The organism is Azospirillum oleiclasticum, from assembly GCF_013423485.1.
Classification (GTDB): Bacteria; Pseudomonadota; Alphaproteobacteria; order Azospirillales; family Azospirillaceae; genus Azospirillum; species Azospirillum oleiclasticum.
This window is the reverse complement of record NZ_JABFFR010000014.1, coordinates 81,940-102,405: the sequence shown is the minus strand read 5'-3', so window position 1 is coordinate 102,405 and position 20,466 is coordinate 81,940. Positions and strand designations below refer to the sequence as shown.

Below are 20,466 nucleotides of genomic sequence, written 5' to 3'. Positions count from 1 at the left end.
CCCACACTCCGGCCCTGGTGCCGCGGCCCGGCCGCCACGTCGCGGGCGGTTGCGGGTTCGCGTTCTGATCCCGTCATAACCGATACCCTGTTCGTCGCCCGTGCTCCACACGAAAACTTGCCCGTGCCAAGAATGCCGCAGGGCCGACCGGTGCCGGAAATGGTGGACGCGGCCGGCCGGCGGGGCCACGTTAGCCGACCGGAGTTCCAACGGACCGTATCCAGCGACATGACCGATACCCCCACCCCCGTGCACGTCATCGGCGGCGGCCTCGCCGGCAGCGAGGCGGCGTGGCAGCTCGCCAACCGCGGCATCGCCGTGGTGTTGCACGAGATGCGCCCCGACCGCGGCACCGACGCCCACCACACCGATCGGCTGGCGGAGCTTGTCTGCTCCAACTCCTTCCGCTCCGACGATGCGGAGTACAACGCCGTCGGGCTGCTGCACGAGGAGATGCGGCGCTGCGGCTCGCTGATCCTGGCCTGCGCCGACGCCCAAAAGGTCCCCGCGGGCGGCGCCCTGGCCGTCGACCGCGACCTTTTCGCGGGTGCGGTCACGGAGGCGGTGGCCGGGCACCCGCTGGTGACGGTGGAGCGCGGCGAGGTTGCCGGCCTGCCGCCCGCCGAATGGGACAGCGTGATCATCGCGACCGGCCCCCTCACCTCCCCCGCATTGGCCGAGGCGGTGCGGGATCTGTCGGGCGAGGAGTCGCTGGCCTTCTTCGACGCCATCGCCCCGATCGTGCACCGCGACAGCATCGACCTGTCGAAGGCGTGGTTCCAGTCACGCTACGACAAGGAGGGGCCGGGCGGCACGGGCAAGGACTACATCAACTGCGCCTTCGACAAGCCGGGCTATCTCGCCTTCATCGAGGCGCTGCGCAGCGCGGAGAAGGTCGATTTCAAGGAGTGGGAGAAGAGCACCCCTTACTTCGAAGGCTGCCTGCCCATCGAGGTGATGGCGGAACGCGGGGTGGACACGCTGCGCTACGGCCCCATGAAGCCGGTCGGGCTGACCGACCCGCACAGCGGCCGGCGGCCCTATGCGGTGGTCCAGCTTCGTCAGGACAACGCGCTGGGCACGCTCTACAACCTCGTGGGCTTCCAGACCAAGCTGCGCCACGGTGAGCAGTCGCGCGTCTTCCGCATGATCCCCGGCCTGGAGAACGCCGAGTTCGCGCGGCTGGGCGGCCTGCACCGCAACACCTTCCTGAACAGCCCGCGGCTGCTGGATGGGGTGCTGCGGATGAAGGCGATGCCGCGCCTGCGCTTCGCCGGGCAGGTCACGGGCTGCGAGGGCTATGTGGAGAGCGCCGCCGTCGGGCTGCTGGCCGGGCGGTTCGCCGCCGCCGAGCGGCGTGGCGAGGAGCCGCGCCGCCCTCCGCCGACCACGGCGCTGGGGGCGCTGCTGGCCCACATCACCGGCGGGGCGGACGCCGAGACCTTCCAGCCGATGAACGTCAATTTCGGCCTGTTCCCGCCGGTCGACGACCGCATCCGCGGTCGCGAGCGCAAACGCGCCTACACGGTCCGCGCGCTTGCGGATCTGGCGGTGTGGCTGGCGGAGGGCGGTGAAGGATAGGCGGCGACCACGATGCGCGAAGTTGGATGCGTGTTTCAACGCGGGGGTTGTCTTATCCGGATTGCCTCCTCAACATTGCGTGCGTTCGAATGATTCCACCCGTCCCAGCACAGGGCGGTGGACGGATCGCCGCCTCATGGATGAGGAGCACGCCCTATGCCGACCGCCGCCGACAAGTACGAGGACAACATCCGTTTCTTTGCCGGGCTGCGGGCGCGAACCGGCAGCTTCAAGCTGGAATACGACCGCAACAGCGGCTTGTTCAAGGTGGCCGGCAACTTCGTCAAGCGCACCTTCGGCAACAAGGGAAGCGGCGAACACGCACAGTCCGTGACCAACGACACGATGTTCAAGGATCCGATCGTCTCGGTCTTCAAGGCGGCGTTCGACGCGCGGTTCGGTGGCGGGTTGCGGTGGCAGGCATACAACGGCCTGTGCAATCTGCGGCGTGCATACCCTGATGGGGACAAGCGGCGCAGCCTTGAAGCCACTCTGACCGCTGTCCAACCCTACACCAAGGGGGGCATCATCCTCGATCTTGAGGATCAGCTCCGCACCATCCAACCCGAAAACGTCCTTGGCCCCCTTGATCTCGATTTCATGCGCCAAGTCTGGCTCAACAGGGCACCCCTGTTCAACCTGCTCGATCGTGCGACAGGGGCCGATCGCAACACCCACTTCCCCGACCACAAAGTCAGCGCTCGACCCTATGCCAGCTTGGCCAATGCGATCTACCGCCTTTACAACGGCCACATCGAGCCAAAGATCGCCGATCCCGCCCTGTGGGCGATGAAGCTGCCGAGGATCTACAAGAAGGGCGCCGGGTTCGGCTTGTCGTTGCAGCACACCAAAACCTTCGTGCCGGCCGGCAGTGCCGGTACAATCGCGTCGAACCACGACCAGGGTACCGATTTCATCTACTATTCGACACACCGCGAACACCCTGGTCAGCAGTTGTGGCGCATCTACTTGAATTTTCCGGCCGACTCCGCGCCCAAAATCCTCATGTTCCTTATGGCGAACGCGAAACGCCGGGCCATCCATTCGTTCAAAATAGCCGGTCCACTGGCGTTCCACACGCGCAAGGACAAGATCGTCATCTACGTCAGCCTGTCACAGCGCGACAACCTCGTCGCCGACCTGCAAGGCAAAGCCGCCACATTCAAATTCGCCGATCCAGTCCCCGGCATGACCATCGGCCGGCATCCGGGCATCGCCATCGGCGTCGAACCGACCGACCTCGAAACCGGTTTCAGCGGCAACCTCGATCCGAAAATGATGGGACGACAGAGCTACGGGTCCATCCGCGCCGAGCTCATCGCCATGGCCCTGACCAACATGCACGCGGCTGCCGAGGATCTGGGAGGAGCCTACCTGAACGACGAGACCACCTTCCTGAAATGGGTGGCCATCGCGTTCAAGGCCCACGCGGCGAATCTCAACCCGGGCGCATAGGCGCCCGGCCGAGGGCGGTCAGGGATAGGCCGCGGTGAGCAGTGTGGCGAACCGTTTGCCGGCGGGGATCTTGGCCCCCGCCCCCACCGGCTGGAGGGCGCCGACGCGGCCCAGATACCAGTTGAGGTGCGCGCGCAGGCCGTTCACGTCCTCGTCGTTCACAAGGCGCCGGAGCACGGCCAGGGCGTTCTTGCTCTCCTTGCTCGCGGCGATCGTCTTCTCACGGTTGTAGCGGTCGAGCGCGTTGCGGACGTTGGTGAGGAAGGTCGCCTCCTCCGGCAGGATGTAGCGGATCCGCCAGATACCCAGATCCCAACCGCCGACCTTGATCGTCTCCAGCGCCGTCATCTGCACCATCGTGCCGCCGCGCTTGCCGTACACGACCGTATAGGGCTGGTAGGAGCTGGCGTGGATGAAGAAGCCGCCGTCCACGGTGTGCATCTTGGCGGTGTTGTTCTGCACCGCCGCCGAGCAGACGACGTGCACATGCGGCGTGTTCAGCGCCTGCTTGCTGATGAAGCCGCCGAGCATCCCGATGTTGTGATCGAGGCAGATCTCGAAGCCGAAGCGCAGGTTGTTGGTGTTGTCCACGGCGATCGGCACCACCGGGCTTTTCATGCTCGGCACGAAGACATGGTCGGTGGTGTTGATCGATTCGAAGAAGTCGCCCTTCTTGTGGTATTTGTACAGCACCTCGTTGTCGAGGAAGACGTACGCGGTGTTGCGCATGTAGTAGGGCACCGGCTGCGGCGCCACGATGCCGCGCAGCGTGCCGGTGGACGGATCAGTGACCAGAACGGTGGTCTTGCCCGACACGAGGTCGCGCTTGGCGGCCACGCTCGGCACATGCATGCCGACCGTCGAGGAGGTTCCCCCGCCGGTCACCGGCCGGCTGCGGTCCTCGAAGCGCTCGCGCGCCTGACGCATGAACTGGTGCCCGCCGTCGAGGTTGATGAAGTAGTCGAGTTCGTTGCCAAGCCGTACCCGGCGGTCGGTCAGCGAATCCTTGGGCACGAGCGTGCGCTGGTGCGTGCGCGGGTCGCGCTTGAAGTTCTGTGAATCCTGGCGCTCGAAAGTCTTCTTCCAGGCGATGGTGCCGGGGATCAGCAGGACGCCGGGGTTGTCGCGGCTGACACCACGCAGGGTCTGCACGAACGCCTCCTTCTCGTCGTAGGAGATGGTGCGCTCGATGACCGTGTTGTTGGTCGGATTGAAGTGATCCCCAAAGCGGTGCGACAGAAAATACTCCGGAGCCACGAAGATCCCGCGGATCTTCTGGCCGCCGGGTATGGCGTAATTGCCGAGCTTGCCGGCAAACTGCTGCACCGCGTTTTCCAGGGTGGTGCAGCGGGAGGCGAGCGTCGCCCTGGAGAACGGCGTCGAATGGGTGGGAACCGACCAAAGCCCGACCAGGAAGTCCATCGCCCGCTCCGTCCGCCGTAGCCAATTGGGAGCACCCTGCAGCGATAATCACTGCCTGACAACCCTTGGTTAGTCCTATCCGCTTCGGCAGCGCGCGGCAGCTGCGACGGGTCGGCCTCGTCAATACCGCTGCCGCAGCGCCGCCCAGCCCAGCCGCAACTGCCGAAACGGATTCGGCATCTGGACACGCGCGGCGAAGGGGTCGAACTCCTCGCGGGCGAGCACATCCAGATGCAGGGTGGCGAGGGTGGCGGGCAGCAGGGCCGGCAACGCCGCCTTCGGCAGCGAGCGGCGCAGCGCCCGAGCCTGCTCCAAATGGCGGCGCGCCGATTCGGCCACCTCGCGCACGGAGGCGCGGACGGCAGGACCCGGCTTTCCGTCCAGGATCTCGCGTGAACGGCCGCCATGCGCGGCCAGCCGGTCGGCCGGCAGCATCACCCGGCCGCGGGCGGCGTGGAAGGGCACGGCGCGCAGCAGCCCGGCCAGGGCGTAGGCGGTGCCGACATGGCGCCCGGCCTCCATCGCGGCAGCGTCGCGCACGCCCAGCGTCTCCAGCGTCAGCAGGACCAACGGAGCGGCGGTGGCCTCGGCGTAGGCCTCCAGCGCCGGCAGGTCGGCCGGCGACTCGTCGTCCAGGTCGGCCTCGCGCGCGTCGATCAGCCGATCGAACTGGGAGCGGTCCAGCCCGTGCGCCGCCACCGCGTCGGCGAGCGGGCGGGCGACGGCGTGGTTGGGCGCAGCCCCGCCCTCGTACACGGCCTCCACCGCGTCGCGCCACCATTGCAGGCGCATCTGGCCGATCATCGGCTCGGTCACCACCTCGCGCGTCTTGGCAACCTCGATGTTGAAGGCGCACAGCGCGAAAACCGCCTCCCGCCGCTCGGCCGGGACGAATAGGCCGACGAGAAACCGGTCGTTGTCGTGCTTACGCACCTCCTGTCCGCAATAGGACAGGTCGGCGTTTCGGTTCGCCATCGGGTGTGATTCCGGAAAAATGGGGGTGTTGGCGCGAAGAGCCCAAGTCAAAGCCGGGCAACGGAATATATTGTCTCTCACAGGTCACCCGCCAGCCCAACGCGCAAGCAGGCCCCCCGACATGACCGATTTCAACGTGGTCCCGACGATCCCCGCCAAGCCAGCCACGATCGCCCGCCGCGATCCGGGCTCGCAGCCGCTCGCCACCTCGTCGCGCCTGCTGCCCAAGCATCTCCGGCCGCATGTGCTTGCCTTCCACCGCTTCCTGAGACTCGGCAACGACATCGCCGATGACGCCGAGATGGAGCCGGAGACCAAGCTGGCCTATCTCGACGCGCTGGAACGCGCGCTGACGTCGGGTCAGGCCAAGCACGCCTACCTGAAGCCGGCCGTCGATCTGCGGCTCAGCCTCCAGGCCACCGGGGTGCAGGACCGCCACGCCCGGCAGGTGCTGCGCGCGTTCCGCCGCAACGCCGTGGGCGCGCGGTGCCACAGCTGGAGCGACCTGCTGCTCTATTGCCGCTTCGCCGCCAACCCGGTCGGCCGCTACCTGCTGGAGCTGCATGGCGAGGGTGCCGGGGCCGGACCGGCGGCCGACGCGCTGTGTTCCGCCGTGCAGATCCTGAAGCACCTGCAGAGCGGGCGCGACGACTGGGTGGTGCTGGGGCGCTGCCACCTGCCGCTGACCTGGTTCGACGAGGCCGGCATCAGCGTCGAGCGCATGGTGGAGGCCGAGACCGACCCCAAGCTGCGCGGCCTGTTCGACAAGCTGCTGGACCACACCGACCGGCTGCTGGAGCGCGCCGCCACCCTGCCCGGCCAGATCGCCCATCGCGGCCTGCGCATCGAGACATCGGTTCTGCTGGCGCAGACCGAGGCGCTGTCACGCCGACTGCGCAACCGCGACCCGATGGCCGGCCGCGTCGCGCTGGGCGCCCACCAGCGTGTCGCCGCCACCATGCGCGGGGTGGCGCGCGGCTTCGCCGCCCGGTAGCCGCTGCTTCGCCGCCCGGTAGCGGGGCCGCTTCCCCGTGGCGTGGAACGGCCGTCTCCGCTAGGGTGCGCGGCCGTGAGCAGCGCCATCCACATCGTCGGGGCCGGCCTCGCCGGCCTCGCCTGCGCCGTCCGCCTCGCCGAGGCCGGGCGGCACGTCACCGTGTACGAATCCGCACCGCAGGCCGGCGGGCGCTGCCGCTCCTTCCATGATTCGACGCTCGACCGCCGTGTCGACAACGGCAGCCACATGGTGCTGAGCGGCAACCGGACGCTGCTCGACTACGCGCGCCGCACCGGCGGTGCCCGCGCGCTCGACGTCGTGACGCCGGCCGCCTTTCCCTTCCTCGACCTGCGCGACGGGCAGCGGTGGACGCTGAAACCCGGCGGGCTGTGGCTGTTCGACCCGGCGCGGCGCGTGCCCGGCACGACAGCCGCGGACTATCTGGCGGCCCTGCGCGCGGTGGTCGCCGGGCCGCGGGCGGTGACGACGGATGTGCTGCCGGCCGGCACGCCGCTGTTCGACCGGCTGTGGGGCACGCTGATCGTGTCGGCGATGAACGGCGCCCCCGACCGCGTGTCGGCCCGCCTGTTCGGCGCCGTGCTGCGCGAGACGCTGCTGCGCGGCGAGGCCGCCTGCCGGCCGGTGGTTGCCGCCCACGGGCTGGCGGAGGCCTTCGTGGAGCCGGCGCTGCGCCATCTGGAGCGGCTGGGGGCGGAGGTTCGGCTGGGCACACGGGTGGACGGGCTCACCATCGACGGCGGGCGGGTGACCGGGCTGTCAGTGGCGGGAGCCGCGGTGCCGCTGGCACCGGCGGAGGCGGTGGTGCTGGCCGTACCCCCCTGGGCGACGGCGCGGCTGGTGCCGGGGCTGGAGGCGCCGCCGGCCGGGGCCGCCATCGTCAACGCGCATTTCCGCCTGGACCGGCCGGCGACGCTGCCCGGCGGGCTGCCCTTCCTGGGGCTGGTCGGCGGCACCGCGGAATGGCTGTTCCTGCGCGGTGACGTGCTGTCGGTCACGGTCAGCGACGCCGACGCCCTGGCCGCCCTGCCGCCCGAGTCGGTGGCGGAGCGGCTGTGGCGGGACTGCGCGGCGGCGCTTGGCCTCGATTCGGCGGTTCCGCCGGTGCGGGTGGTGAAGGAGAAGCGCGCCACCTTCGACCAGACCCCCGCCAGCGCCGCCCGCCGTCCCGGCACCCGCGTTCCGGCCACGGGAAACCTGTTCCTGGCCGGGGACTGGACCGACACCGGGCTTCCGGCGACGCTGGAGGGGGCCGTGCGCTCCGGCGAGCGGGCCGCGCGGGCGGTCCTGGCACCGCTCCGGTCACGGATTATGGCGCGATTGTCCATTCCGGCCTTGGCTTTGCCCGGCGGGCGACATATCTGAGCCGTTGGAACCCCCGGCCGTCCGGCCGGGGCGAGCAACCAACGACATCGGCAAGAAGAGGGAACTATGGCGTTCGAACTTCCCCCGCTCCCCTACGACTACAGCGCTCTCCAGCCCTACATGTCGGCGCAGACGCTGCAGTTCCACCACGACAAGCACCACCAGGCCTATGTGACCAAGCTGAACGAGCTGGTCGCCGGCTCCGAGCTGGAAGGCAAGAGCCTGGAGGAGGTCGTGAAGGCCAGCTTCGGCAAGGCCGAGAAGCAGGGGGTCTTCAACAACGCCGGCCAGCACTGGAACCACATCCTGTTCTGGGAGTGGATGGCGCCGCAGGGCAGCCGAGCCATCCCGTCGGAGTTGGAGAAGCGTCTGGTCGCCGACTTCGGCAGCGTGGACAACTTCAAGAAGGAGTTCACCGCCGGTGGCGTCGCGCAGTTCGGCAGCGGCTGGGTGTGGCTGGTCGAGGACGGCGGCAAGCTGTCCATCATGAAGACCCCGAACGCCGAGAACCCGCTGGCGCACGGCAAGCACGCCCTGCTCGGCTGCGACGTCTGGGAGCACAGCTATTACCTGGACTACCAGAACCGCCGCCCGGACTACCTGAACGCCTTCCTCGACCAGCTGGTCAACTGGGAGACGGTGGCGGTCCGCCTGCAGGAGAAGTAAGTCCTGCGAAGGAAACCCTCTCCCCCGACGCGGGGAGAGGGTTTCTCACATCGGCAGCAGGGCCGCCGCGACCCGCCGTTCCTCGGCGAGCAGCACGTTGTAGGTGCGGCAGGCCGCACCGGAATCCATCACCTCCACCACCAGCCCCGCCTCGCGCAGGCTGATCCGCAGCGCCTTGGGCATGAGCTGCATGCGGGCACCGCTGCCCAGCAGCAGCAGTTCCACCGATGGCAGCGCCGCGATCACCGGGCGGAAGCTTTCCACCGTCAGGGCGGCGAACTCGGTCTCCGGCCATTCCAGTGTCCGGTCCGGCAACACGATGACCCCGCCATCGCGCCAGGAGCCGGCCACGCAGAACCGGCCGGGGGCGTAGCCGTCGATGACCTGCCGGTCGGCGGGGATGAGCGGCGTGATGTCCATCGGCTCTCGGTCCTTTCGGCATGCACCGGCCGGGGCGGACGGGCGCCCCGCCGGATCAGATCGGCACCAGCTTCGGCTTGGTCCGCCGCATCCAGGCCAGCACCATCAGGCGGGTGACCATGATCGCGGTGAACATCGAGGTGATGATGCCGATCGTCAGCGTCACCGCGAAGCCGCGCACCGGCCCCGATCCCAGGATGAACAGCAGGGCGGCGGCGATCAGCGTGGTGAGGTTGGAGTCCCAGATGGTGGTGATCGCCCGGCTGTAGCCGGCGTCCAGCGCGGAGATGACCGAGCGGCCGGCCCGCTGCTCCTCGCGGATGCGCTCATAGATGAGCACGTTGGCGTCCACCGCCATGCCCATGGTCAGCACGATGCCGGCGATGCCCGGCAGGGTCAGGGTGGCCTGCAGGATCGACAGCAGGGCAAAGATCAGCACCACGTTGATGACCAGCGCCGCCACCGCGAACAGCCCGAACAGGCCGTAGCAGGCGATCATCAGCGCCATCACCGCGACGAAGCCGACAATGCTGGCGATGCGACCCGCCTCGATGCTGTCGGCGCCGAGTCCGGGGCCGACGGTGCGCTCCTCGATCACGTTGAGTGGAGCCGGCAGGGCGCCAGCGCGCAGCAACAGGGCGAGGTCGTTGGCCGTCTGCACGGTGAAGCTGCCGGAGATGACGCCGGCCCCGCCCAGGATCGGTTCCCGGATCACCGGGGCGGAGATGATCTTGTTGTCGAGCACGATCGCGAACGGCCGCCCGACATTCTCCTTGGTGGCGTCGGCGAAACGGCGCGCGCCGACCGAGTCGAAGCGGAAGGACACCACCGCCTGATTGTCCTGGAAGGTCGGCTGCGCGTCGGTCAGCGTGTCGCCCGACACCATGACCCGGCGCTGCACGGCCAGATACTGGCCCGGACTTTCCGCCATCGGCAGGCGGACGGAGCCGGGCGGCACGCGGCCGGCCATCAGCTCGGCCGGTCCCACCTCGGTGTTGACCATCTGGAAGGTCAGCTTGGCGGTCTGGCCGAGCAGGCGCTTCACCCGCTCCGGATCGTCCACGCCGGGAAGCTGGACGAGGATGCGGTCCTGGCCCTGGCGCTGGATCGCCGGCTCCTTGGTGCCGGTCTCGTCGATGCGGCGGCGCACGATCTCGATCGACTGGTCCACCGCCTGCCGCGTCCAGGTCTGGATCGCCTGATCGGTGTAGGCCACGCGCACGCGGCTGCCGTCGGAGACGCTGGTCTCCAGATCCTGCGCGGCGGTGCGGCGGACGAGGTCGCGGGCGCGGTCCACCTGCGCCGCGTCGCGCACCGTGAAGCCGATGCCGGTGGCGTCGGCCGACAGGTCGGTGTAGCCGATCTGCGCCTGCCGCAGCTCCGTGCGGGCGGTGTCGAGCAGGCCGTTGACCCGCTCCTGCACGACGCTGCGCACGTCGACCTCGAGCAGCAGATGCGAGCCACCCTGCAGGTCGAGTCCGAGGTTGATCGTCTTGGTCGGCGCCCAGGACGGCAGGCTGGCCTGCAGATGCTCCACCGTCTGCCGCCCGAGCAGGTTGGGTGCGGCGTAAACGATCCCCAACGCGCACAGCGCGATGACGAGGATGACCTTCCACTTGGCGATATGGACCATGACGCCCGTCGACTGACCCGTTCCGTGAAATGCTCATGGGGGCCGCGCGGGCGGCCCCCGGTGCCGGATGGTGGACGGTTACTTGCGCCCGAACATCTTCGCGAGGCCGCCCTTCTCCTCCGCCGCGGCGGGGGTCGCGGCCGGGGCGCCGCCCTCGCCGCCCTTGACCGGCTCGCTGCGCGACAGCACGGCGCTGATGGTGGAGCGCAGCACCTTCACCCGCACGCCCTCGGCGATCTCCACCTGCACCTCGTCGTCGGTGCCGACCTTGGTCACCGTGCCGACGATGCCGCCACCGGTCACCACGCGGTCACCACGGCGCACCGCCTCCAGCATCGCCTTGTGCTCCTTCATCCGCTTCTGCTGCGGGCGGATCAGGAGGAAATAGAAGACGACGAAGATCAGAATCAGCGGCAAGAACGACATGATCATGTCGGTTCCGCCCGCCGCCGGGGCCGCGGTCTGGGCGAAGGCCGTCGAAACGAACATCCTGGTGCTCCTCGTTGTTGGGTCCTGCGACCGCCGCGCGTCGGGACGACGCGACTATAGCCGCCCGTGCCCCCGATGCAACGGCCCTGTGCATGGCGTGCGGGGGTGCGCGGGTTGCCGGTGCGGTCGGCTGTGACTAGGGTGGTCCCTTGCAGCCGACAGATGGCGGCACGTTCCTTCACTTTCCAGCCATTTCACAAGCAGGGCAGAACCGTGTCCGATTCTTCCGCCGCCGCCCTTCTCGCCGTCCTCACCCGCATCGCCGACGCGCTGGAGCGCCAGACGCCCCCCCCGCCGCCGCCGGTTGACCTGTCGGCCGCCGACGCCTTCGTCTGGCACGCCGACCCCGACCGGCTGGAGCCGGTGCCCTCGGTGAACCGGGTGGACATCGCCCTGCTCCAGGGGGTGGAGCGGCAGCGCGACCTGCTGCTCGACAACACCCGGCGGTTCGCCGCCGGCCTGCCGGCGAACAACGCGCTGCTGTGGGGTGCCCGCGGCATGGGCAAGAGCTCGCTGGTCAAGTCGGTCCACGCCGCCGTGATCGCGGAGCGTCCGGGCACGCTGGCGCTGGTGGAGATCCATCGGGAGGACATCCCCTCCCTGCCCCGGCTGCTGGCGCTGCTGCGCGGGCGGGAGAAGCGCTTCGTGCTGTTCTGCGACGACCTGTCCTTCACCACCGACGACACCCACTACAAGTCGCTGAAGGCGGTGCTGGAGGGCGGTGTCGAGGGGCGGCCGGACAATGTGCTGTTCTACGCCACGTCCAACCGCCGCCACCTGATGCCGCGCGACATGATCGAGAACGAGCGGTCGACCGCCATCAACCCGGCCGAGGCGGTGGAGGAGAAGGTCTCCCTCTCCGACCGCTTCGGCCTATGGCTGGGCTTCCACAACTGCGACCAGCCCACCTTCTTCGCCATGGTGGAGGGCTACGCCGACGCCTTCGGCCTGACGGTCGGGCGCGAGCGGCTGCACGCGGAGGCCGTGGAATGGTCGGTCACGCGCGGCAGCCGCTCCGGCCGCGTGGCGTGGCAGTTCATCCAGGACCTGGCTGGCCGTCTGGGAACGCCGCTCCGGTGACCTTGCCCCCGGCGGGATCGAGATGCCCGTCGGGGTCCACCGCCTGGCTGCCCTTGCGCAGTTCGAAATGGAGCTGCGGTGAGCTGACGGCCCCCGTCTGGCCCACGGTGCCGATCACCTGCCCCCGTTTCACCGTCGCCCCGCGCTCCACCTTCATCGTATCGAGGTGGGCGTAGGCGGTGATGAAGCCGTCCGAATGGCGGACCAGCAGCAGGTTGCCGAAGCCGCGCAGCTCGTTGCCGGAATAGGCGACGACGCCATTGTCGGCGGCCACCACCGGCGTGCCCTTGGCGGCCGCGATGTTGATGCCGTCGTTGTGCATGCCGTCCGGCTTGGGGCCATATCCCGACACCAGCTTGCCCTTGACCGGCCACAGGAAGCGCGTGCCGGCGCGCGGCGGCGGCTTGCCGACCTCCTTGGGCGGGGCGGCGGGGGCGGCGGCGACCTCCGGCTCGGCGGGGCGCGCGCCCTCGGCCGCCGTGGGCGGAGTCGGTGGCTTGAGCTGGACGGGGGCGCCGGCCGCGACGGCCGGGGCGGATTCGGTCGCGGTGGCCGGCTTGGACGGCGGGCGCAGCGGCTTGGGCTCGCGTCCCGGCTCAAAGCCGGTTGCGGCGGCGGTGCCGCTGGCGGCCGGCGGCGTGACCGCCGCGGCGGCGGGAGCGCCCGCGGCAGGTGCCGGTGACGCCGGAGCGGGCGTCACGGTGACCGGCTTGGCGGCGGCGGCGTTGCCGGGCGGCGGGGACAGTTCGCTGACCTGGACCGAACCGCGCGTCGCGGGCTTGGGCGCTTCCGCCGTGGCGGTGGTGCCGCCGGCTCCCGGCAGGCGCAGCGGCTGGCCGGCCTGCACGGCGAAGGGAGCGGACAGGTTGTTGACGCGCGTCAGCTCGCTGACATCGACACCGAACATGCGGGAGATGCCGTAGAGCGTGTCCCCCCGCTGCACGATGTATTGGCGCGAGGCGGGCAGCACCAGCCGCTGTCCGATGTCCAGCGTGTAGGGCGGCGACAGCCGGTTCGCCTCCGCCAGATCGCGGAGCGGCACGTTGTACTTGCGCGACAGGCTGTAGAGCGAATCGCCCTTGACCACGATGATGGCGCCACCGGCGGACAACGGTGCGTCGCCCACCGAGGTGACGGGGGCAAGCGGACCCGTGCGCTCGCAGGCGACGGCGAGCGGCAGCAGAAGCGCGAGGGCGAGCGCGCGCGCCGCCGTCACGCGGTGCGGACGCGCTCGTCCGCGACCGCCGGCACATCCGGCAGCAACGGAACGAAACGGACGGGCCACAGCTCCTCCCGATCAAGACCGGTTTCGGTGCGCCGGATTCGGACGATGCGGTGTTCGCGCCAGTCCCCCTCCAGCGGGATGACCATGACACCACCAACCGCGAGCTGATCCGTCAAGTCTTTTGGCGGCTCCCGTCCACCGCCGGCCGTGACCATGATGCGTTCGAAGGGGGCCTGTTCGGGCCAACCCCTTGTTCCGTCGCCATGTCGCGTCGTGATGTTGTGGAGTCGCAGGGCGTGGAACCGCCGCTCGGCATCAAGCAGCAGGGGGCGCAGCCGTTCGAGCGTGTAGACCCGCCGGCACAACCGGGAGAGCACGGCGGCCTGATAGCCGGAGCCGGTGCCGATCTCCAGCACCTTGTGGCGCTCGTGCACGTCGAGCGCCTGGGTCATCAGGGCGACGACCAGCGGCTGGCTGATGGTCTGGCCCTGGTCGATCGGCAGTGCGGTGTCCTCCCACGCCTGGTCCTGGAAGGTCTGGGGAACGAACTGGTCGCGCGGGATGCGCTCGATCGCCGCAAGGACCCGCGTGTCGGTCACGCCGTGCCGGCGCAACGACATGATCAGGCGGATCTTGCGTGCGTCGATGCTCACGCGAAGGCCTGTTTCAGGGTCTGGAGTGTCGGGACGTGGGTGAGGTCGAGGAACAGCGGGGTGACCGGGATGCCGCCGGACAGCACGACATGGATGTCGGTGTCCGGACTGACGTCCGCCTCGCCGCGCAGCGTGCCGATCCAGACATAGGGGCGGCCGCGGGGGTCGGTGCGCTCCACCAGCTCGTCACCGATCTTGCGCTTGCCATGGCGCACCACCTGGATGCCGGTGACGGCGGCCGGGTCGCAGGCCGGGAAATTGACGTTGAGCAGCACGTTGCGCGGCCACGCCACGGTCACCGCCTTGCGCACCACCTCCGGCCCCCAGCGCTCGGCCGTCGCCCAGTTGGGCGGCCCGTCCGCCCGCTCGTAATGCTGGCTGAGCGCGATGGCCGGCACGCCCAGCAGGGTCGCCTCCATCGCCGCGGCGATGGTGCCGGAGTAGGTCACGTCCTCGCCGATGTTGGAGCCCTGGTTGACCCCGGACAGCACCAGCGTCGGCTTGCTCTCGGCCATGATCTTGTTGACCGCCAGCAGCACGCAGTCGGTCGGCGTGCCGTCCACCGAATAGCGCTTCTCCGCGTATTGGCGCAGGCGCAGCGGCCGGTGGATGGTGAGCGAGTGGCTGGCGGCGGACTGCTCCGCCTCCGGGGCCACGACCCACACGTCGTCGGACAGGCTGCGGGCGATGCGCTCCAGGACCTGGATGCCGTCGGCGTGGATGCCGTCGTCATTGGTGACGAGGATCCGCGCCTTCGAGAGGTCGAGCGGAAGTTCGAACATCAGACCTCAATCCTCTCCACCCCGCCCATGTAGGGGCGGAGCGCTTCGGGAACCAGGATGGAGCCGTCGGGCTGCTGGTAGTTCTCCATCACCGCGATCAGGCAGCGCCCGACGGCCACGCCCGACCCGTTGAGCGTGTGCACGAACTGGGTGTTCTTCTCGCCCTTGGCACGGGTGCGCGCCTTCATGCGCCGGGCCTGGAAGTCCCCGCAGTTGGAGCAGCTCGAAATCTCGCGGTAGGCGCCCTGCCCCGGCAACCACACCTCGACATCGTAGGTCTTGCGCGAGCCGAAGCCCATGTCGCCGGTGCACAGTACGATGGTGCGGTAGGGGAGCCCCAGACGCTCCAGCACCGTCTCGGCGCAGCGGGTCATGCGCTCGTGCTCCGCCTCCGACTGGTCGGGGGCGGTGATGCTGACCATCTCCACCTTCCAGAACTGGTGCTGCCGGATCATGCCGCGGGTGTCGCGCCCGGCCGCCCCCGCCTCGGCCCGGAAGCACGGCGTCAGCGCCGTGAAGCGGTAGGGGAGCTCCTCCAGCGGCACGATCTGGTCGTTGACCAGATTGGTCAGCGGCACCTCGGACGTCGGGATCAGGTAATGGCCGGTGGGCTGGGTCTGGAACAGGTCCTCGGCGAATTTCGGCAACTGCCCGGTGCCGTAGAGCGCGTTGTCCTTGACCATCAGCGGCGGCGACACCTCGGTGTAGCCATGTTCGGTGGTGTGCAGGTCGAGCATGAACTGGGCGAGCGCGCGTTCCATGCGCGCCAGCTTGCCCTTCAGCACCGTGAAGCGGGCGCCCGACATGCGGGCGGCGGCCTCGAAATCCATCAGCCCCAGCGACTCGCCCAGGTCGAAATGCTGCTTTGGGTTGGCGATCTCCCGCGGGGTGCCCCACCGGCGGATCTCGACGTTGTCGGCCTCGCCGCCACCGTCGGGCACCTCGGGGGCGGGAAGGTTCGGGATGCCGGCGAGGAGGTTGTCGAGCTCGGCGCCCAGCGCACGGTCCTCCTCCTCCACCGTCGGCATGGTGTCCTTCAGGACCGCCATCTCGTCGAGCAGGGGCTGCGCGTCGCGGCCCTGCTTCTTGGCGGCGCCGACCTCCTTGGAGACCTCGTTGCGGCGGGCCTGCATCTCCTGCAGACGGGTCTGCACGGTGCGGCGGCGGGCATCGAGGTCGAGGATCGCGCCGGACACCGGCTCCAACCCCCGGCGTCCCAGGGCGGCGTCGAAGCCTTCGGGGTAGTCACGGATGGCGCGGAGGTCATGCATGGCGGACTACGAACTTTGGATGATCGGGAAGCCGTTTATAGTCCTTTCCCCGATCCCAGGTCCAGGCACGCCACCCAGGGGTTCAGGGTTCGGTGACCAACTGTTGCGTCAACGCCGCACCAGTGTTGCCAGCGGGTGCCACCACCACCCGGTCCCGCCCCTGCTCCTTGGCGGCGTAGAGGGCCGCGTCGGCCTGCACGAGGAGCTCATGCACCGTCGACACGTCCGGCCCCAGGGCGGCCACCCCGAAGCTGGCGGTCAGGTGGAGGGGGCCGCCCGAGGTGTCGATCCGCACCGCGGCGATGCTGCAGCGGATCCGCTCGGCGATGGTCTCGGCGGTCCGGGCATCGGCGCCAGGCAGGAGCAGACAGAACTCCTCGCCACCGTAGCGCCCGACCGCGTCGGCCGTCCGCAGCGCCGCGGTCACGGTGTCCGCCGCCAGCCGCAACGCGCGGTCGCCCGTCAGGTGGCCGTGCTCGTCGTTGATCCGCTTGAAATGATCAAGGTCGAGCAACACCAGCGCCAGCTGGTCGCCGCCATGACGCGCCCGTTCCGCCGCGCCTTCCGCGGCGTGCAGAAAGGCCCGCCGGTTCAGCAGCCCGGTGAGTTCGTCGCGGTCGGCCAAGCGGCGCAGCCGGCTCACCGTCCGCTCGTGCGCCATCACGATCATGTAGAGGCCGCCGCCGAGCACGAAGATCATCACCTCGACAAAGGCGAGCGGGCGCAGGACGCCCATCGCGAGCGGACGCCCTTCCTCGACCATCAGCAGCAGACCGCGCACCAGCGAGAATACGGCGAACTGCCCGAACAGCAGGATCATCGCCTGTCCCGACCGGCGACGCCGCAGCTGCGGGTCGAGCAGCAGATCGCCGCCCATCCCGCCAGCCATGGCCACGGCCAGGAAGGATGTCACCGCCATCTGCTTCTCGAAATCCGGGATCACGACGATGGCCACCGTGATGGCCGGAAGGTACAGCGCTGCCGCCACGGCGCAGGCCGTCACCGGCGGGGGCCGCCCGACGAGGCGGCTGACCGCCGACCAGGAGGTCGCGAAGGCCATGAACACGATGATGTGCGCGGCCAAGGCAACCGGAGCCGCCGAATCCGCCTCGTGGAACGCCAGCAGCAGCATCGCCACCGGGGCAAGCGTGCTGGACACCGCCCAGTCCCGCAGGGGCAGAAAGCTCCGATGGTACAGCCACGACACCGCACAACCGACCGCGACCATCGCCGCCGACAGCACCACGAGGAGCGCGACGGTGAGGGTGTCGAGCACCGTCGTCCCGTCAGTCCGCCGCCCGGCCGTCCGCCCCGCCCCGCGCCGGTTCGTCGGCGACGCGGCGGCCGGTCCAGACGGGGACCGGGACGGACAGCAGCGGTGGGCGCGCGAGTGTGGTAGCAGTCCCGGCCCGACGGCAGGTGCGAATGGTTCCGGGGATGTGCATGGCGGACGGGAACTCCCGCAGGATCGGCGCTCCGATCATAGTCGGGCGGGCCACCCCGGATCCAGGCATGCGCCGGGGCATATTACGATTCCGCGAGGTCGTGCTGCACAGGGGCCGGTGCGGCGCCGGCCGGGGCCGCCAGCACGACCCGGTTGCGCCCCTCGGCCTTGGCGCGGTAGAGCGCCGCGTCGGCCAGGGCCAGCAGCTCGGGCACCGAGGCCGCACCATGGGCGAGCCCGGCCACGCCCAGGCTGGCGGAGATGCGCAGGGGTCCCGTGGGCGTGTCGATGCGCACATCCTCCAGGCTTCCGCGGATCCGCTCCGCCACCTCCAGCGCCGCCGGGATGCCCAGGCCGGGCAGCAGCACGCAGAACTCCTCCCCGCCGTAGCGGCCGGGGGCGTCCGCCTCGCGCAGCGCCGCCATCACCGTCTCCGCCGCCACCCGCAGCACCTGGTCACCGACGAGGTGCCCATGGGTATCGTTGACACGCTTGAAGTGGTCGAGGTCGAACAGGACGAGCGAGAGGTCGCCACCGCGGGCCTGCGCATGCCGGAGCGCCTCGTCCGCGGTGCGCATGAAGGCGCGGCGGTTGTAGAGGCCGGTCAGCTCGTCGCGATCGGCCAGCCGGCGCAGCCGGTGCATGGTGCGCTCGTTCGCCATGGCGATGACCAGCAGACCGCCGCCGACCACGAACAGCACCAGCTCCACGAAGGTCAGCAGCCGCAGCACGTCGAGGACCAGCGTGTCGGTGACGTCCGCGAACAGCAGCACCCCGGCGCGCACCGCGTGGAAGAGGCCGAACTGCACCAGAAGCGCGATCATCAGACGGCCCGGCCGGTGCCCGCGCATGCGGCGGTCGGACAGCAGCTCGGTGGCGAGCAAGGCCGCCGCCAGCATGCCCAGCACCGAGGTGGTCGCCACCCGCGCCAGGAAATCCGGGTCGCGGTACATGAACCAGGCCATCACGGACAGATACACCGCACCGGCCATCACCGGCGGCCCCCAGGTCCGTTCGCGGCCGGTCAACCGCCGGACGCCCGACCAGAAGACGGCGTAGATCAGCGCCACCACGACGTAGGCCAGCATCGGCAGGTGGCTGGCGCCGTCCTGATCCAGCAGGCCGAGGATGAACATGCTGGGCGCGATGAGGGCCGACCCGACCGCCCAATCGCGCAGCGCCGGGAAATCCCGGTGCCGCTGCCAGGAGAGAGCACAACCGACGGCGATCACGATCGCCGACAGCCCCACCAGAACGACGACGATCAGCGCATCGACCACCGAATCACTCCCCGGCCGTTTCGTCCTCCGCTTCCTTGCGCGCGCGGTCCTTCTCGATCATACGGCCGATCCAGATGGAGATTTCGTAAAGCAGCAGGAGCGGAATGGCGAGCGTCACCTGGCTGATGACGTCCGGCGGTGTGAGGATGGCCGCGATCACGAACACGAAGACGATGGCATAGCGGCGCTTGGCGGCCAGCGTGGCGGTATCGATGATGCCGACACGCACCAGCAGGGTCAGAAGGATCGGAAGCTGGAAGGCGACGCCGAAGGCGAAGATCAGCGCCATCACCAGCGACAGGTATTCGCCGACGCGCGCCTCGAACTCGATCGGCAGCTCGCCGGGGCCCGGCGGGTGGAATTCGAAGCCGAGGAAGAAGCGCCAGGCCAGCGGCATGACGAAGTAGTAGACCATCGCCCCGCCCAGGAAGAACAGGAACGGCGTCGCCGCCAGGAAGGGCAGGAAGGCCTTGCGTTCGTGCTTGTAGAGACCGGGCGCCACGAACATCCAGATCTGGGTGGCAACGATGGGAAAGGACAGGAAGCAGCCGGCCCAGAAGGCAACCTTCAGGTAGGTGAAGAACGCCTCGGTCAGGCCGGTGTAGATCATCCGTCGGCCCTGCCCCGCCAGGATGTCGGCGAGCGGCTGGACCAGGAAGTTGTAGATGCGGTCGGAAAACGCGTAGCAGACGAGGAACGCCACGATGATGGCGAGCACCGCCCACATCAGCCGGTTGCGCAGCTCGATCAGGTGATCGATCAGCGGCATCTTGCTGTCGTCGAGGGAATCCTGCGGTTCCTGGGAAGTCGCCACGTTGGTCAGGCCGTCTTGTCAGGGTGTTGCACGGCAGCGGGCGGTGCCGGCGGGGACGCCGGGGCGGCGGCCATGACGGCGGGTTGGGCCGCGGGCTCCGGCGCCGGTTCGGCAGCAGCCGGCGGCGGGGCGGCCGGCGGCTCCGCCGCCGGCAGCGGAGCCGGCGGGCTGGCCGACGCGGGCACCGGACCGGCGGCGGTTGCCGGGCCGGAGCCATCGAGGGACGGCGGTTCGAAGGCGCCGCGCAGCGTGCCCTTGGGATCCACCGTGTCCTCGACGATGCGGGTCAGGTTCAGGTCGCGCGCCTTCAGCGCCTGCTGCCGCAGCTCGTCCAGCTCCGCCTCGCGCATCATGTCATCGACGTGGTGCTGGAACTCGCGCGCCACGCCGCGCGCCTTCCGCACGAACTTGCCAATGCTGTAGATGGCCTTGGGCAGGTCCTTCGGGCCGATGACCACCAGGGCCACCACCGCGATGACCATGATCTCGGTCCAGCCGATGTCGAACATGGATTCTCGATTCCAAGGCTACGGCCGGTGGTCGGACGGGACCGCCCCGGTCAGGAGCGGGTCGTCGTCCCGGTGTTCTGCGTGCCGTGGGCGGCCGGGGCCGCCGCGGGCTGCACGGGCGTCGGCTGGGCGGTCGTCGGAGGCACCGGGGCCGGGTTCACCGGAGGCGGCGGGGTCGTGGCCTGGTTCGGCAGCGGTGTCGCCGCCGAGGCGGGATCGTCGTCGCTCTCGTCCTTCAGGCCGGCCTTGAAGTTCTTGATGCCCTTGGCGAGATCGCCCATCACCTTCGGCAGCTTGCCGGCGCCGAACAGCAGCAGCACGATCAGCAGCACGATCAGCCAGTGCCAGATGCTCGTCAGTCCCATGATTTCCTTGTCCTGAGCGTAC

Annotated in this window: 20 protein-coding genes; 6 read left to right on the top strand and 14 right to left on the bottom strand. The window is 69.5% G+C overall.

Annotated features, from left to right (window positions below; translation table 11 throughout):
- Window positions 1–228: 228 nt before the first annotated feature.
- The gene (gene trmFO, locus HL658_RS17110; RefSeq protein WP_180283534.1) at window positions 229–1,581 is read left to right on the top strand and encodes a methylenetetrahydrofolate--tRNA-(uracil(54)-C(5))-methyltransferase (FADH(2)-oxidizing) TrmFO; all 1,353 of its coding nucleotides are present in this window, start codon (window positions 229–231) and stop codon (window positions 1,579–1,581) included.
- Window positions 1,582–1,737: 156 nt separating this feature from the next.
- Window positions 1,738–3,036 (top strand): T3SS effector HopA1 family protein, encoded by a 1,299-nt coding sequence (locus HL658_RS17105; RefSeq protein ID WP_180283533.1) that lies wholly within the window; start codon window positions 1,738–1,740, stop codon window positions 3,034–3,036.
- Window positions 3,037–3,054: 18 nt separating this feature from the next.
- On the opposite strand, the gene HL658_RS17100 is transcribed toward HL658_RS17105, so the two are convergent.
- Both HL658_RS17100 and HL658_RS17095 read right to left on the bottom strand, forming a co-directional pair.
- Window positions 3,055–4,458: a hypothetical protein gene (locus tag HL658_RS17100; RefSeq protein ID WP_180283532.1), complete on the bottom strand. Its 1,404-nt coding sequence runs from the start codon at window positions 4,456–4,458 to the stop codon at window positions 3,055–3,057.
- A gap of 120 nt (window positions 4,459–4,578) precedes the next feature.
- Window positions 4,579–5,433 carry a phytoene/squalene synthase family protein gene (locus HL658_RS17095; protein WP_180283531.1) on the bottom strand — a complete coding sequence of 285 codons (855 nt, stop codon included), beginning with the start codon at window positions 5,431–5,433 and terminating at the stop codon, window positions 4,579–4,581.
- Between the two features lie 121 nt (window positions 5,434–5,554).
- Between HL658_RS17095 and HL658_RS17090 the strand changes: the two genes are divergently transcribed.
- The 3 genes from HL658_RS17090 to HL658_RS17080 all read left to right on the top strand — a co-directional run bounded on the left by HL658_RS17090 (window position 5,555) and on the right by HL658_RS17080 (window position 8,479).
- On the top strand, window positions 5,555–6,427 hold the full coding sequence (locus HL658_RS17090) for a squalene/phytoene synthase family protein (RefSeq protein ID WP_180283530.1): 873 nt from the start codon (window positions 5,555–5,557) through the stop codon (window positions 6,425–6,427).
- Window positions 6,428–6,502: 75 nt separating this feature from the next.
- Entirely contained in the window at window positions 6,503–7,813 is a 1,311-nt protein-coding gene (hpnE, locus tag HL658_RS17085) for a hydroxysqualene dehydroxylase HpnE (protein WP_180283529.1), read from the top strand.
- 66 nt (window positions 7,814–7,879) lie between these two features.
- Window positions 7,880–8,479 (top strand): superoxide dismutase, encoded by a 600-nt coding sequence (locus tag HL658_RS17080; RefSeq protein ID WP_180283528.1) that lies wholly within the window; start codon window positions 7,880–7,882, stop codon window positions 8,477–8,479.
- A gap of 45 nt (window positions 8,480–8,524) precedes the next feature.
- Here the strand turns inward: HL658_RS17080 and HL658_RS17075 are convergent, their stop codons facing one another.
- From HL658_RS17075 to yajC, 3 genes are all read right to left on the bottom strand, one after another.
- Window positions 8,525–8,899 (bottom strand): Mth938-like domain-containing protein, encoded by a 375-nt coding sequence (locus HL658_RS17075; protein ID WP_180283527.1) that lies wholly within the window; start codon window positions 8,897–8,899, stop codon window positions 8,525–8,527.
- 55 nt (window positions 8,900–8,954) lie between these two features.
- Complete coding sequence (secD, locus tag HL658_RS17070; RefSeq protein ID WP_180283526.1) at window positions 8,955–10,532, bottom strand: protein translocase subunit SecD; 1,578 nt, start codon at window positions 10,530–10,532, stop codon at window positions 8,955–8,957.
- Window positions 10,533–10,610: 78 nt separating this feature from the next.
- On the bottom strand, window positions 10,611–11,021 hold the full coding sequence (yajC, locus tag HL658_RS17065; RefSeq protein WP_180283525.1) for a preprotein translocase subunit YajC: 411 nt from the start codon (window positions 11,019–11,021) through the stop codon (window positions 10,611–10,613).
- 213 nt (window positions 11,022–11,234) lie between these two features.
- Between yajC and HL658_RS17060 the strand changes: the two genes are divergently transcribed.
- Window positions 11,235–12,101 carry an ATP-binding protein gene (locus HL658_RS17060; RefSeq protein WP_343055162.1) on the top strand — a complete coding sequence of 289 codons (867 nt, stop codon included), beginning with the start codon at window positions 11,235–11,237 and terminating at the stop codon, window positions 12,099–12,101.
- Here HL658_RS17060 and HL658_RS17055 read toward each other — a convergent pair.
- The 9 genes from HL658_RS17055 to HL658_RS17015 form a co-directional block, all read right to left on the bottom strand.
- Window positions 12,058–13,317: a peptidoglycan DD-metalloendopeptidase family protein gene (locus HL658_RS17055; RefSeq protein ID WP_180283523.1), complete on the bottom strand. Its 1,260-nt coding sequence runs from the start codon at window positions 13,315–13,317 to the stop codon at window positions 12,058–12,060. The genes HL658_RS17060 and HL658_RS17055 overlap by 44 nt on opposite strands.
- A complete protein-coding gene (locus HL658_RS17050) occupies window positions 13,314–13,979 on the bottom strand; it encodes a protein-L-isoaspartate(D-aspartate) O-methyltransferase (protein WP_180283522.1) in 666 nt (221 codons plus the stop codon). Before HL658_RS17050 ends, HL658_RS17055 begins: the two co-directional genes overlap by 4 nt.
- Window positions 13,976–14,761, bottom strand: coding sequence for a 5'/3'-nucleotidase SurE (surE, locus tag HL658_RS17045; protein WP_180283521.1), 786 nt, complete (start codon window positions 14,759–14,761; stop codon window positions 13,976–13,978). Before surE ends, HL658_RS17050 begins: the two co-directional genes overlap by 4 nt.
- Window positions 14,761–16,032 (bottom strand): serine--tRNA ligase, encoded by a 1,272-nt coding sequence (gene serS / locus HL658_RS17040; RefSeq protein WP_180283520.1) that lies wholly within the window; start codon window positions 16,030–16,032, stop codon window positions 14,761–14,763. The genes surE and serS overlap by 1 nt, the downstream gene beginning before the upstream one ends.
- Window positions 16,033–16,114: 82 nt before the next feature.
- The gene (locus tag HL658_RS38030; RefSeq protein WP_180283519.1) at window positions 16,115–17,308 is read right to left on the bottom strand and encodes a diguanylate cyclase; all 1,194 of its coding nucleotides are present in this window, start codon (window positions 17,306–17,308) and stop codon (window positions 16,115–16,117) included.
- A 251-nt stretch (window positions 17,309–17,559) separates the two neighbouring features.
- Complete coding sequence (locus HL658_RS38025) at window positions 17,560–18,756, bottom strand: diguanylate cyclase (protein ID WP_180283518.1); 1,197 nt, start codon at window positions 18,754–18,756, stop codon at window positions 17,560–17,562.
- A gap of 4 nt (window positions 18,757–18,760) precedes the next feature.
- Complete coding sequence (gene tatC, locus HL658_RS17025) at window positions 18,761–19,570, bottom strand: twin-arginine translocase subunit TatC (RefSeq protein ID WP_425485344.1); 810 nt, start codon at window positions 19,568–19,570, stop codon at window positions 18,761–18,763.
- Window positions 19,571–19,575: 5 nt separating this feature from the next.
- Window positions 19,576–20,079, bottom strand: coding sequence for a Sec-independent protein translocase protein TatB (tatB, locus tag HL658_RS17020; protein ID WP_180283517.1), 504 nt, complete (start codon window positions 20,077–20,079; stop codon window positions 19,576–19,578).
- A 50-nt stretch (window positions 20,080–20,129) separates the two neighbouring features.
- Entirely contained in the window at window positions 20,130–20,444 is a 315-nt protein-coding gene (locus HL658_RS17015) for a twin-arginine translocase TatA/TatE family subunit (protein ID WP_180283516.1), read from the bottom strand.
- Between the last annotated feature and the right edge of the window lie 22 nt (window positions 20,445–20,466).